This window comes from Rathayibacter festucae DSM 15932 (genome assembly GCF_004011135.1).
Taxonomy (GTDB): domain Bacteria; phylum Actinomycetota; class Actinomycetes; order Actinomycetales; family Microbacteriaceae; genus Rathayibacter; species Rathayibacter festucae.
On sequence record NZ_CP028137.1, the window covers coordinates 4,162,103 to 4,174,139 of the forward strand.

A 12,037-nucleotide genomic window follows, 5' to 3' on the forward strand; every position below is an offset into this window, starting at 1 on the left:
CACAGCCCCGTCGGATCAGCGCGAAGCGAGCGATCGAATCCCTCGCTCGCCCGACATCAGGGGGGCGTACGACGGCGCGAGACGCCCGGGAGCGCGGAGCGTCAGCCGAGGCGGAAGGTCAGCTCCAGGGACGCGTCCTCGAGAGGGATGCGGTAGCGCTCCGGGAGCGCCGGGCCGCAGGAGGCGCTGCCGACGCCCTGCTGGCGGACATCGAGGTCGAGCACGACGTGGCCGGAGTCGCGCAGCTCGTGGGGATGCGCGGCGGCGGCGAGGGCCTCGCTCGTCCAGCGGCGGGCGGTGAAGTCGAAGCCGTCGCCGGTGACGACGAGCGGCGGCAGTCCCGGCCCGGTCAGGGTCAGCCGCCGGGTGCCGACGTGGTTGCCGTTCTCCTGCGGCACGACGTACGGCGTCTGCAGGGCGTCGATGCTCGCGGCGAAGCGGCCGAAGCGGACGGCGTCGACGGTGTCGGCGTAGGACTCGCCGGGACCGCGGCCGAGCCAGTCGGCGTCCGCGTAGCCGCCCGGGAGCGTCAGGCGGAGGCCCAGGCGCGGCGGAGTCACCGAGTGGTGGCCGTGCGGAGTGTCCTGCCAGGCGCCGGTGAACGCGAAGCGCGCGGCGAGGTGCAGCGCCCCCTCCTCCGCCGTCCAGACCAGGCGGCTGAGCGCGGCGAGCGTCTGGGTCGCCGGTCCGCTCCGGGTGGTCACGGTGATGGAGTGCTCGTCGCGCTCCACGGAGACGGTGCGGTGCAGGACGCGGTCGAGGCCGACGGCCGACCAGCTCGCGGCGAGAGCGTTCAGCGTCCCCTGCCCGCGGTCGTTCTCGGTCGGCGCGCGCCAGAGGTCGACGAGGGGGCCGTCGACGGGAACGCCGCCGAGGGAGACGAGCCGGCCGGTCCGCGGGTCGAGCAGGGCGTCGCCGAGGCGCAGCATCCCCTCCTCGTCGTCGACCCGCGCGGAGCTGCGGCGCTCGGCGGAGGGCGGCACGTCGAGCCGCTGCCCCCACGCCACCTCGTGGCCGGCGGGCGCCCAGGGCGCCGCCTCGGCCAGCTCGGCCGAGACGGTGAGGACGCCCGCGACCGGCGCCGTGAACGGCACGACGACGCTCCCGCGGGCCGGCACAGCGGGGACGTCGAGCAGGCCCTCCGCGAGCAGCGCCCCGTCGTCCTCGATCCGCCAGCGCCAGCGCAGCGCCGCGGTGTCGACGACGTCCTGCCGGCTGCGGATCGCGATCGCCCCCTCCGCCACGTCGATCGCCACCGGCGCGATCGCCCGCTTGAGTGACGCGAGGCCGGGCGAGGGGGTGCGGTCGGGGAAGAGCAGCCCGTCGATGCAGTAGCTGCCGCCGTTGGGCTGGAAGTCGATGTCGCCGCCGTGCCGGAAGTGCTCCGACCCGTCGGCGGCGGTCGCGCGGAAGCCGTGGTCGATCCACTCCCAGACGAAGCCGCCGGCCATCCGCTCGGACGACTCGAGGATCCGCTGGTACTCGTCGAGCGAGCCCGGGCCGTTGCCCATCGCGTGCCCGTACTCGCAGAGCACGAAGGGCAGGCGCCGGCGGCGCGCGTCGTCGGGCGAGCCGGGGACCACGCCCTCGGGGGTCGGCTCCCGCCGCTCGGCGATCGCCTCGAGCTCCTCCAGCGCGGGGTACATCGCCGAGGAGAAGTCGGAGTTGCGGAAGCTCGGATCCCGCTCGTAGTGGATCGGCCGGCTCGGATCGAGCCGGCGCACGACCCGCTCGAGCACGTCGAACGACTCGCCGACCATGCTCTCGTTCGCGAGCGACCAGATGACGATGCTCGGGTGGCTGCGGTCGCGCGCGACCATCCGGCTGATGCGGTCGACGAGGGCGTCGCGCCACTGCGGATCGGTCGGCGGGTTGCCCTGCCAGCCCGCGTAGATGAAGCCGTGCGTCTCGATGTCGCACTCCTCCAGCACCCAGAGCCCGAGCTCGTCGCAGAGGCGGAGGAAGGCGGGGTGCGGCGGGTAGTGCGAGGTGCGCACCGCCGTGACGTTCGCCCGCTTCATCAGCTCGATGTCCCGGCGCATGGTCGCCTCGTCGAGAGCGCGGCCGCGATCGGGGTCGTGCTCGTGCCGGTTCACGCCGCGCAGGCGGACGGGGGCGCCGTTGACGGTGAAGACGCCGTCGCGGATCCGCACCGTGCGGAAACCCACGGCGAGCTCGATCCGCTCGCCGGCGACCTCGAGCGTGCCGCGGTACAGGCGCGGCGACTCGGCGCTCCACGGCTCGACCGGCTGCCGGACGCTCTCGCCGGCCGGGGCCTCGAGGCCCAGCTCGGGCAGCCGCACCACGCCGGGCAGCTCGCCGCCGGCCTCGTCCAGCGCGCGCACCAGCAGGGTGCCCGTGCCGTCCTCGTAGTCGGCGGTGACGAGCACGTCGTCCGCCGCGCCGTCCGGGCGCCAGAGCAGCTCGACCTCGCGGAAGATCCCCGGCAGCCACCACATGTCCTGGTCCTCGAGGTAGCTCCCCGCCGACCAGCGCTGCACCCGGACGGCGAGCAGGTTCTCGCCGCGCCGCAGCGGCACCGTGACGTCGAACTCGAAGGGCAGCCGGCTGCCCGTCGACCAGCCGAGCGGCTCGCCGTTCAGCCAGGCGGCACCGCAGGAGTCGACACCCTGGAAGCGCAGCACGGTCCGGCCGCCCTCCGGCCAGCCGGCGGGGAGCTCGAAGCGCAGGCGGTGGTCGCCGGTCGGGTTCTCCTCCGGCAGGTGCGGGGGATCGAGCGGGAAGGGGAACGCGGTGTTCGTGTAGAGCGGGTCGCCGTGGCCCTCGAGCACCCAGTGCGACGGGATGCGCAGCAGGTCCCAGTCCGCGTCGTCGAGCAGCGGATCCGCGAACCCCGGCCCGGTCCCGTGCGCGGTCGGCGCGAGCCGGAAGCGCCAGTCCCCGTCGAGCCGCAGCCGCGGGGCGTCGCTGAGCACGTCCGCCCGGGGCCGCCGCCGCCCCTCACCGGGCCGGGGATCCTCCCAGTACGCCTCCTCCGCGAGATGCCACTTGTGCACGGCTTTCACGGCGTGTCGCCCGCACAAGTGGCATCTCGCGGGGAAGGGGAGGGCGCGTGCATCCGTCAGCCCTTCACGGAGCCGGCGGCGAGGCCGGCCATGATCTGCTTGTTGAGGAAGAGGTAGAGCACGAGCATCCCGAGGATGTTGATGCTGATCGAGGCGAACAGCGGTCCGTACTGCGTCGAGCCGTACTCGTCGCTGAAGTTCAGCAGCCCGACCTGCACCGTGGCCAGCTCGTCGTTCGTCGTGAAGGTCAGCGCGATCAGCAGGTCGTTCCAGACCGCGAAGAACTCGACCAGCGCGATCGTGATGATGGCGTTGCGCATCATCGGCACGCCGACCCGCCAGAAGGCGGTGATCATGCTCGCGCCGTCGATCGCGGCGGCCTCGAAGATCTCGCGGGGGATCGCGCGGAAGTAGGCCGTCATCAGGAACACCGTCAGCGGCAGCCCCATCACCGTGTAGGTGATGATCAGCGGCCAGAGCGAGTTCGTCAGCCCGGTCCGGAAGTACACGGTGAACAGCGGGACCAGGATCATCTGGCCGGGGATCATGATGCCCGCGATGAAGAGCAGCAGCACCGTGTTGCGGCCGCGCCAGACCAGGACCTCGAGCGCGAACGCGGCGGCGACGCCGAGCATGATCATCAGGGCGAGCGAGGGGACGGTGACCAGGACGCTGTTGCGCAGGTTCGTCGCCAGGTCGCCCTCCGTCAGCGCCGAGACGTAGTTCGAGAAGTCGAGGCTCTGCGGCAGCGCCCAGGTCGGATTGGCGAAGAACTCGTTCTGCGTCTTGAACGAGCCCATCACGATCCAGAAGATCGGATACGCCTCGACGACGACGAGGAGGCCGATCAGCACGCGGCCGATCCAGCGCCGCGTGCCGCGACCGAGGCTGCGGACCCGGCGGTGCGGGCCGGCCGGCACCGAGGGGCGGGTGCGGGGTGCGGGGCGGGAGAGGGTTCCGGTGGACACCTCAGGCCTCCTTCGTGTTGTCACGGCGCGACGAGCGGAAGATGAAGAGGGTGACGAGGAAGCACATGATCGTCAGCACCAGCGCGATCGTCGAGCCGTAGCCGTAGTCCGAGTAGCTGAAGACGGTGCGGTACATGTAGAGCGTCAGCGGTGTCGTCGAGCTGCCCGGTCCGCCGTTGTTCAGCGCGAGCAGGGTGTCGAAGACCTTGAGCGTGCTGTTGAAGCTGAAGATCACCGACGACAGCAGCACCGGCAGCGACAGCGGCAGCACGATCGAGGAGACCAGGCGCCAGCCGGTCGCCCCGTCGAGCCGGGCCGACTCGAGCGTCTCCTCCGGGATGTCGACGAGGCCGGCGTAGAGCAGGATCGCGAAGAAGCCCATCGAGCGCCAGAGCTCCATGATCACAGCGACGGCGAAGGTGCCCTCGGCGGTCGCGAACCAGTCGATGCTGCCGAGACCGAGGAACCCGAGTCCCGCGTTGACCGGGCCCTCCTGGCCGCCGACGGCGAACATGCTCTTGAAGAGCAGCGCGACGGCGACCGTGGGCAGCACGGTCGGGAAGAACACGACGGTCCGGACGAAGGAGGACGCGTTCTTCAGCACGAAGACGTACAGCAGGGCGAGCGCGTAGCCGAGCACGACCTGCCCCGCGGTGATCACGAGCGAGTAGCGGACGGTGAACCAGAGCGCCTCGAGCGCCTGCGGGTCCTGCAGGAAGCGCAGGAAGTTCTCGCCGCCGGAGAACTCGAAGCCGCTGAGCGGATTGCCGGTGAAGAAGGTGAGTCCGAGCGACCAGAGCACCGGGACGAGCTTGATGAGCGTGTAGACGGCGAGAGCCGGTCCGAGAAGGATCAGGATCGCCTTCTTGTCTCCGAGGACGCTGTTCACGGAAGCGCTGTCCTTTCGACGTGCGCGCAGGGCGTGCACGCGGGGGAGGGTGAGGGGAGAGGACGCGAGCCGGCGGCGGGAGGAGCCGCCGGCCCGCTCGGGATCACTGCGCCTGGTCGAGGTCGGCCTGGAGGGCCGACATGTAGTCCTCGGCGCTCATGCCGCCCGAGACCAGCAGCGAGACGTTGGTCTGCGCGTCCGAGGTGGTCTTCGCATCGAAGAGGGCCTCGAACCAGAGCACGGTCTCGTCCGCCTCGTTCACGTACTCCTGGACCGTGGTGGTCAGCGGCGGGACGTCGGTGACCTCCTCGTTCAGCGCGAAGCCCGAGATGACGCCCTGGTTCTGCAGCACGCTCGAGCCGTAGTTCTCGGCGATGCAGGTCAGCCAGTCGCCGACCCCCTCGTCGTAGGCCTTCGTCGAGGTGGCGGTCGCCGCTCCGGCGTTGGCGGGCCACTGGCTGCTGTCGCCCGCTCCACCCGTGACGTTCGGGAACGGGAGGAAGCCGACGTTCTCCTCGCCGATCTGGTTCTGCGCGGGGTCGTTGAGGTTCGCGAGGAACCAGGAGCCGTTGTAGGTCATCGCGGCCTCGCCGGTGAGGAACTGGGCGTTGGCGGTGTCGGTGTCGCGCGAGGTGACGCCCTCGCCGAACAGGCCCGCGCTGCCGAGGTCGGCGACGGCCTGTGCGCCCTCGACGTACTCGGCGTCGGTGAGCTTCGCGTCGCCCGACTGGATGTCCTTCATGGCGTCCGGGCCGATCGAGCGGAAGAGGTAGTTGCCGATCAGGCGGGTGAGCGGCCAGCCCTGGCTGCCGGCCTCGGTGAGCGGGACCACACCGGCGGCCTTCAGCGTCTCGAGCGCGGCGACGAGCTCGTCCCAGGTCTGCGGCTCGGCGATGCCGTTCGCCGCCAGGAGCTGCTTGTTGTACCAGATGCCCTCGACGTTGTACTGGAACGGCAGCGAGACCATGCCGCCGTAGACCGAGGTGATCGTCGAGCGGGCGGCGGGGAGGACGTCGTCCCAGACGCCGAGCTCGGTGAGCTTCTCCTCGTAGTCGACGATGAGGTCGTTCTTGCCGAGGTCGCCGTCGGGTCGGACCTGCGCGGTGCCGGCGACGAAGCTGGTCGGCAGCGCGTCCTGGCTCGCGAGCAGCGTGATCTTCTGCACCACGTCGGCCTGGGCGACCGTCTGGCTGTCGAGCGGCATCGCCTCGTTCTCGGCGGAGCACGCGCCCTCGCCGAGGGTGGCGAGCTCGTCGCGGATGATCGAGTTCTCGGCCGGGGTGAGGACCGAGAAGGAGCCGGCGGCGCCGGACTCGGACGAGCCGCCGCCGTCGCCGGAGGCGCAGCCGGTGAGCAGCAGCACGGCGGCTCCGGTGCCGGCGACGAGCCCGGTGAGGGCCGAGCGGGAGCGACGTCCGCGGGATTCTGCAGAGCGGGACACATTTCCTCCTTGAAAGGTGCAACGGCGTTTCGAACGGGCGATGCCGAGCGGGCATTGTTTGAAACGTTACAATTCAGGAGGCTACCGACGGCTGCACGGGCTGTCAAGACTGTCTTGACACGTTTCAAAAGCTGCGGAACGATGAAGCGTCGTCCGGGCGCTGGAGCCCGATGGCCGCTCCGGCGGCGCACGACGAGGATCGGAGAGACATCGCATGGAACTCGACGGGCAGCGCGCCCTGGTCACCGGTGGCGCGGGAGCGCTCGGACGGGTTGTCTGCCGCGAGCTCGCCCGCGCGGGGGCCGACGTGGTCGTCGTCGATCTCGACGCGGCGGGAGCGGAGGAGGTCGCCCGGAGCGTGCGCGAGGAGGGCAGGGCCGCCCGCGCCGTCGCGGTCGACCTGACCGACTTCGACGCCGTGCAGCGCGCCCTCGGCGCCGTGATCGAGGAGGACGGCGCGATCGACGTCCTGGTCAACGGCGCCGGCGGCGGTGCGGTCTCGTTCTTCCACGAGATGACGGAGCAGACCTGGCGCACCCAGATGTCGCGGAATCTCGACACCGTCTTCGCGGTCACCCGCGCGGTGCTGCCGGCCATGCTCGAGCGGAGGTCCGGCCGGATCGTGAACATCGCCTCGGTCGCGGCGGTCGCCGGGGGGCGGCTCGTCCGCGGGGCGACCGCCTACGCCGCCGCGAAGGCCGGGGTCGTCGGCCTCACCAAGGCGCTCGCGATCGAGGTCGCCGACCAGGGCGTCACCGTCAACGCGCTCGCGCCCGGCGCGCAGCGCACGCCCGGCCGGGACAACGACACCCCCGAGCGGCGCGCGGCGCTGCTCGACCAGATCCCGTCGCGGCTGCTCGGCGAGCCCGAGCACCTCGCCCGGACCATCGTGTTCCTGGCGTCGCCGGCGGCCGTCAACATCACCGGAGTGATCCTGCCGCTCGACGGCGGGCACTCGATCTAGTGATCCCAGGAGACTCCGACATGACCCAGCCCACTCCCGACCCCGAGCGCCTCGCCCGCGGCCGAGCCGCCTTCGACGCCGTCTACGGCGAGGGCAAGGCCGACGGCCTGATCGCGCTGCAGCGCGGCCGCGCCCAGGACCTCGCCCGCTACGGCCTCGAGTTCAACTTCGGCGACGTCAACTCGCGCCCCGGCCTCACCCTGCGCGAGCGCGAGCTGATCACCCTCGGAGTCCTCACCGCGCTCGGCGGGGTGGACGCGCAGCTCCGAGGGCACACCCGGGCGGCCGTCAACACGGGGGCGACGGCGGAGGAGATCGTCGAGGCGGTCATCCACACGGTGCAGTACGTCGGCTTCCCCCGCGCCCTCAACGCGGTGAAGGTGGTGTCGGAGGCGCTGGAGGCGCACGGCGTCGCGCTGCCGGAGCCGCTGCTGCCGGAGTCGCCGGCGGAGTCACCGCTCCGCGAGTAGGGAGCGTCGCGTGAGAGCATCGAAGCCCGTCCGACGCCCCGTCGCGGCGCCCGCCAGCACGAGGAGACAGCGATGACCAGGGTCGGCATCCGCGACGTCGCCGCCGCCGCCGGGGTGTCGATGGGGACGGTCTCGCACTTCCTCAACCACCCCGCGCGCGTCTCCGACACGAAGGCCAAGCGGATCCAGGAGGCGATCGAGGCGCTGGGCTTCGTGCGCAACAACGCCGGCCGCCAGCTCCGGCTCGGGCAGAGCTCCACCATCGCCTACATCGCGCCCGACGTGTCCAATCCCTTCTTCGCAATGATCGCGGAGGGAGCGGAGCGGCGCGCGGCCGAGCTCGGGCTGTCGCTGTTCCTCGCCAACTCGGGCGGCGAGACCTCGCGGGAGGACGCCTACCTCGAGCTGTTCGAGGAGCACGGGGTGCGCGGGATGCTGGTCGCGTCGCACGGCTCGATCGAGGACCGCCTCGCCTCGGTGCGCTCGCGCGGGACGCCGACCGTGCTCGTCGGCCGGCATGCGGCCGCCGAGACCCAGCCCTCGGTCTCGATCGACGAGGTGCTCGGCGGGCGCCTCGCGGTCGAGCATCTGCTCGCGCTCGGCCGCCGCCGCCTGGCCTTCGTCGGCGGCCCGCTCTCGATCCAGCAGGTCGGCGAGCGCCTGTCGGGCGCCAGCCGCGCGGTCGCCGCGGTGCCCGGCGCGACCCTCGAGATGATCGACGTGCAGCACCGCGTGATCGCGGAGGGACACGAGGTGGGCGAGGCGATCGCCGACCGGGAGCCCGCCGCGCGCCCCGATGCGATCTTCGCCGTCAACGACCTCCTGGCCATCGGCCTCGAGCAGGTCCTCATCGGCCGGGGGATCCGCGTGCCCGAGGACATCGCCCTCATCGGCTACGACGACATCGAGTACGCGGAGGCGTCGATCGTGCCGCTGAGCTCGATCCGCGCGCCGCAGGAGTCGTTCGGCGCGTCGGCGGTCGACCTGCTGCAGGAGGTGGTATCCGCCGAGGGCGACGGCGTCGTCGACCGGCGCCGGGTCTTCGCGCCGGAGCTCGTCGAGCGCGCGTCCACCCGCGGTCGCTGAGCCGCGGGGCCGGGCGTGCCCGTGCCCGCCGCCCGGGAGAGGGCCCGACGTCCCCTTCGTGAATGGGTCTCCTGAGACGAGACCCACCGCCGAGCATGCTGATCGAGTAGTTCTTCGACGCGGACGGGAAGCCGTTCGACCCGGTGGACGTCCAGCTCACCTTCCTGAACATCCTGTCGGACGCGACCAGCCTGGGGCTCTACTGGGCTCTGAAGTCCTGGACGACCGTCGGCCTCAGCGTCGCGCCCACCTCGATCTCCTCGCGCGGCGGGAATGCGGGAGTCGGCGCCGGCACGATCGCCGATCCGTTCCGGCGCGCCACCGCCGATGAGCGGTCCCTCCCGCTCACGCCGCGGTACGACACCTTCTCGTTCCGCTCCCTCCCCTCGGGCAGCTCGCTCGTCTACAGCCAGTTCGGCGGCTTCCAGGGCTGGCACAACAGCGCGATCACCGGACTCGGCTTCCGCACCAGCGACTGCTGAGCGCTCGTTCCGCGCCAGCGGTGGGGGAGCGTCGCCCTCGCGCGACCGCCGCTCCTACGCTGCCGGGGTGACCGGTCGGACTCCGGCCGCACTCCTGGTCTCACGGAACGGATCCCGCATGTCGCAGTACCGCCCCGACCCGCACGGCCCCACCCGGCGCACCGTCGCCGCGAGCGCCGCGTGGGGCGTCCCCGTCGTCAGCGCGGCGGTCGCCGCCCCGCTCGCCGCCGCCTCGCCCGCTACGTGCTTCAGCACGACGGTGTTCCCGCCGGCGAGCGTCGCGAGCGACCCGACCGTGCTCACGGCGATCTCGCCGGGGGGAGCGGTGTCGACGGTGCGGATCACCTCCGTCCTCGCGCCGGGCACCACGACCGAGTCGCAGGGCCGGAGCTTCAACCTGACCGGGGAGGGCTCCGTGTGGATCGGGGAGGAGACCGGCACGCCGCCGAGCGAGACGGTCGTGCGCGCCGGGGAGCCGGGCGCGTTCGGTACCGGGACGCTCCTGCTCAACCAGCGTCGGGCCGGGGCGCTCACTGAGACCCCGTCGCCCGGGTCCGACTCGCAGACGCTGACGTTCGGCTTCTTCGCAGCGGACGGGCGGCCGTTCGACCCGCTCGACGTCCGGCTCACCTTCCAGAACATCACGTCGCTCTCGGACTCCTCCCTCCCCTGGGTGGCGGGCTGGTGGACCACCGTCGGCTTCAGCCTCGCGCCCACCTCGATCTCCGCCCAGGGCCCCGACCGGGGAGTCGGCACGGGCACGGTCGCCGACCCGTTCCGGCGCAGCACCTTCTTCGAGCCCGTCCTCGTCAACGACCCCCGCTTCGACACCTTCGCGTTCGACCTCCTCCCCTCGGGGAGCACGCTGACCGTGAGCCAGCACGACGGTCAGCAGGGCTGGCACTCGACAGCGCTGACCGCGCTGCGCTTCCGCGCCCGCGACTGCTGAGCGCGATCGCCTGCCGGTGACTCCTCAGACGCCCCAGTTGACGAACGGCGCGCGCAGGCTCGAGACGGTGACCTCGTCCTCGGCGATCGCGCCCACCGTGTTGGTCAGCTCGTAGCCCTCGAGGGTGCCGACGGGCGTCGTGTCGAAGAGGAAGGATCCGGGGGCGCCGTCGGTGGTGCTGTCCGGGTGCTCGGCCGCCACCTCGGCGGTGGCGTCACCCACCGCGACGCCTCCCAAGGTGCTGATGGCGACATCGCCGACGGCGGCGGCCGTGGCCTCGAGGAGGAAGTCGGGCTCCGGGTACGTCGGCTCCGGCCCGCCGGCGTCGTAGACCTCGGTGTCCCGGAGGACGAAGCCCGGCCAGGTGTAGGCGCGGCTGCGGTAGCCCTCGTAGGGGACGTCGTCGGACTCGGTCGGCTCGCTGCCGAACGCCTCGGTGAGCGCCGCGACCGCGCCGGTGCCGTCGCGGTAGGCCCAGCTGCCCAGCTGTGCGCCGGTGGCGTCCACCAGCGAGAACGAGGTCGGGCCGATCAGCAGGCTCGCGGCGACCGCGGGCGTCGAGGGCGTCGCGGTCGGCGCGGGGGTCGCGGTGGGGGCCGGCGTCGCGGTGACGGTCGCGGTGGCGGTCACCGTCGCGGCCGGCTGGGCGGCGGGCTCGTCGGAGGAGACGCAGCCGCTCAGGACGGTGGCGATGCCGAGGGCGAGGGCGGTGCCGGCGACGGTGGTGCGCAGGAGCGAGCGGGACGGGACGGGCATGGCGGACCCCCGGAGAAGCGGACGACGGGGGTCGCGGATCGTCCCCCACCGCCCGTCCTCGCGTGCGGGGGGCGGCGAGCGGGTAACGATCCGCTCTCCTGCGCTCGGGCTAGCAGGCGACGATGTCCGGGAGCGCCTGCGCGTCGGCGTCGACACGCTCGAACTCGACGCGTTGGATGCGGTTCACCGCGACCACGCTGTACTGCTCGGGCCCGCGCGCGACCGGCAGGAACTGCCGCGTCTCCAGATCGTGGGCGAGCTTGTGGCGATCACCGTGGAACGTGCAGGCGTGCGCCCTCTGCTCGGGATCGTCGACCAGGTACAGCACCAGCTGGAGAACGGGCATCGCTTCCCTTCGGGATGACGTGAACGGAGCCTGCGCCCAGCGTGCCAGGACCGGTCACACCCCTGCGCCCGTTCTCAGCGATCCGCGGACCCCCCTTCTGCGGGAACCGTCGGGCGCACCGTCCGATCGCGCTGGCCGCACCCTCGCCGTTCCGGGCGGAGGAGCCCCTTGCGCGGTGCCGCGAGATGCCACTTGCGCACTCGACACGCCGACGAAAGCGTGCACAAGTGGCATCTCGCGGGGGAGGAGGACGTCAGTCGAGGCCGAGGCTCCCGAAGTAGGCGGCGAGGAGGACGCCCATGGCGCCCGCGCCGACGATCGCGGCGCGCCTCGACCTGCGGCGCGGCAGGGCGGCCAGCCCGGCGACGAGATTCGCCGCGCTCCAGCCCGCGTTCACGAGCGGCGACGACAGCCCGCGCCCCGGCGGCGTGGCGAACGGCGAGGGGAACCTCCGCCCCTGCAGCGCCGCGACGCCGTGCGGCACCGCGTTGACGAGCAGCACCCCAGCAAGGGCGCTCCTGGCGATCCGGCCTGCGCGATCGGTGCTGGTCACGACGACTCCTCCTTCAGACGGTCCCCGAAGCCTCCCCCGTCCCCCTCCGCGAGATGCCACTTGAGTACGCGACACGCCGTGGAAAGCGTGCACAAGTGGCATCTCGC

The 12,037-nt window shown here is 72.3% G+C and carries 12 protein-coding genes; 5 read left to right on the forward strand and 7 right to left on the reverse strand.

What is annotated here, in order from left to right:
• Positions 1-101: 101 nt before the first annotated feature.
• From C1I64_RS18920 to C1I64_RS18935, 4 genes are all read right to left on the reverse strand, one after another.
• A complete protein-coding gene (locus tag C1I64_RS18920; protein WP_127888289.1) occupies positions 102-3,017 on the reverse strand; it encodes a glycoside hydrolase family 2 TIM barrel-domain containing protein in 2,916 nt (971 codons plus the stop codon).
• Positions 3,018-3,082: 65 nt separating this feature from the next.
• Positions 3,083-3,994 carry a carbohydrate ABC transporter permease gene (locus C1I64_RS18925; RefSeq protein WP_243586059.1) on the reverse strand — a complete coding sequence of 304 codons (912 nt, stop codon included), beginning with the start codon at positions 3,992-3,994 and terminating at the stop codon, positions 3,083-3,085.
• Position 3,995: 1 nt separating this feature from the next.
• A complete protein-coding gene (locus C1I64_RS18930; RefSeq protein ID WP_123444732.1) occupies positions 3,996-4,883 on the reverse strand; it encodes a carbohydrate ABC transporter permease in 888 nt (295 codons plus the stop codon).
• A gap of 103 nt (positions 4,884-4,986) precedes the next feature.
• Positions 4,987-6,324, reverse strand: coding sequence for an ABC transporter substrate-binding protein (locus C1I64_RS18935; protein WP_127888290.1), 1,338 nt, complete (start codon positions 6,322-6,324; stop codon positions 4,987-4,989).
• A 214-nt stretch (positions 6,325-6,538) separates the two neighbouring features.
• Here C1I64_RS18935 and C1I64_RS18940 point away from each other — a divergent pair, with 214 nt between their 5' ends.
• The 5 genes from C1I64_RS18940 (at position 6,539) to C1I64_RS18960 (ending at position 10,275) form a co-directional block, all read left to right on the forward strand.
• Positions 6,539-7,288: an SDR family NAD(P)-dependent oxidoreductase gene (locus tag C1I64_RS18940; RefSeq protein WP_123701526.1), complete on the forward strand. Its 750-nt coding sequence runs from the start codon at positions 6,539-6,541 to the stop codon at positions 7,286-7,288.
• A gap of 20 nt (positions 7,289-7,308) precedes the next feature.
• Positions 7,309-7,758 carry a carboxymuconolactone decarboxylase family protein gene (locus C1I64_RS18945; RefSeq protein WP_127888291.1) on the forward strand — a complete coding sequence of 150 codons (450 nt, stop codon included), beginning with the start codon at positions 7,309-7,311 and terminating at the stop codon, positions 7,756-7,758.
• A 72-nt stretch (positions 7,759-7,830) separates the two neighbouring features.
• Positions 7,831-8,844 carry a LacI family DNA-binding transcriptional regulator gene (locus tag C1I64_RS18950; protein ID WP_123444736.1) on the forward strand — a complete coding sequence of 338 codons (1,014 nt, stop codon included), beginning with the start codon at positions 7,831-7,833 and terminating at the stop codon, positions 8,842-8,844.
• Positions 8,845-8,987: 143 nt separating this feature from the next.
• On the forward strand, positions 8,988-9,326 hold the full coding sequence (locus tag C1I64_RS18955; RefSeq protein ID WP_127888292.1) for a hypothetical protein: 339 nt from the start codon (positions 8,988-8,990) through the stop codon (positions 9,324-9,326).
• Between the two features lie 118 nt (positions 9,327-9,444).
• Positions 9,445-10,275: a hypothetical protein gene (locus tag C1I64_RS18960; RefSeq protein WP_127888293.1), complete on the forward strand. Its 831-nt coding sequence runs from the start codon at positions 9,445-9,447 to the stop codon at positions 10,273-10,275.
• A 24-nt stretch (positions 10,276-10,299) separates the two neighbouring features.
• On the opposite strand, the gene C1I64_RS20255 is transcribed toward C1I64_RS18960, so the two are convergent.
• The 3 genes from C1I64_RS20255 to C1I64_RS18970 form a co-directional block, all read right to left on the reverse strand.
• Positions 10,300-11,031, reverse strand: coding sequence for a hypothetical protein (locus C1I64_RS20255; protein WP_164874601.1), 732 nt, complete (start codon positions 11,029-11,031; stop codon positions 10,300-10,302).
• Positions 11,032-11,140: 109 nt separating this feature from the next.
• A complete protein-coding gene (locus C1I64_RS18965) occupies positions 11,141-11,377 on the reverse strand; it encodes a hypothetical protein (RefSeq protein WP_127888294.1) in 237 nt (78 codons plus the stop codon).
• 253 nt (positions 11,378-11,630) lie between these two features.
• On the reverse strand, positions 11,631-11,930 hold the full coding sequence (locus C1I64_RS18970) for a hypothetical protein (RefSeq protein ID WP_208110558.1): 300 nt from the start codon (positions 11,928-11,930) through the stop codon (positions 11,631-11,633).
• Positions 11,931-12,037 lie beyond the last annotated feature (107 nt).

Excerpts from the sequence above, each read along its gene's own strand:
- C1I64_RS18940 (WP_123701526.1), top strand. The coding sequence starts at position 6,539 with ATGGAACTCGACGGGCAGCGCGCCCTGGTCACCGGTGGCGCGGGAGCG.
- C1I64_RS20255 (WP_164874601.1), bottom strand. The coding sequence starts at position 11,031 with ATGCCCGTCCCGTCCCGCTCGCTCCTGCGCACCACCGTCGCCGGCACC.
- C1I64_RS18965 (WP_127888294.1), bottom strand. The coding sequence starts at position 11,377 with ATGCCCGTTCTCCAGCTGGTGCTGTACCTGGTCGACGATCCCGAGCAG.
- C1I64_RS18960 (WP_127888293.1), top strand. The coding sequence starts at position 9,445 with ATGTCGCAGTACCGCCCCGACCCGCACGGCCCCACCCGGCGCACCGTC.
- C1I64_RS18945 (WP_127888291.1), top strand. The coding sequence starts at position 7,309 with ATGACCCAGCCCACTCCCGACCCCGAGCGCCTCGCCCGCGGCCGAGCC.
- C1I64_RS18950 (WP_123444736.1), top strand. The coding sequence starts at position 7,831 with ATGACCAGGGTCGGCATCCGCGACGTCGCCGCCGCCGCCGGGGTGTCG.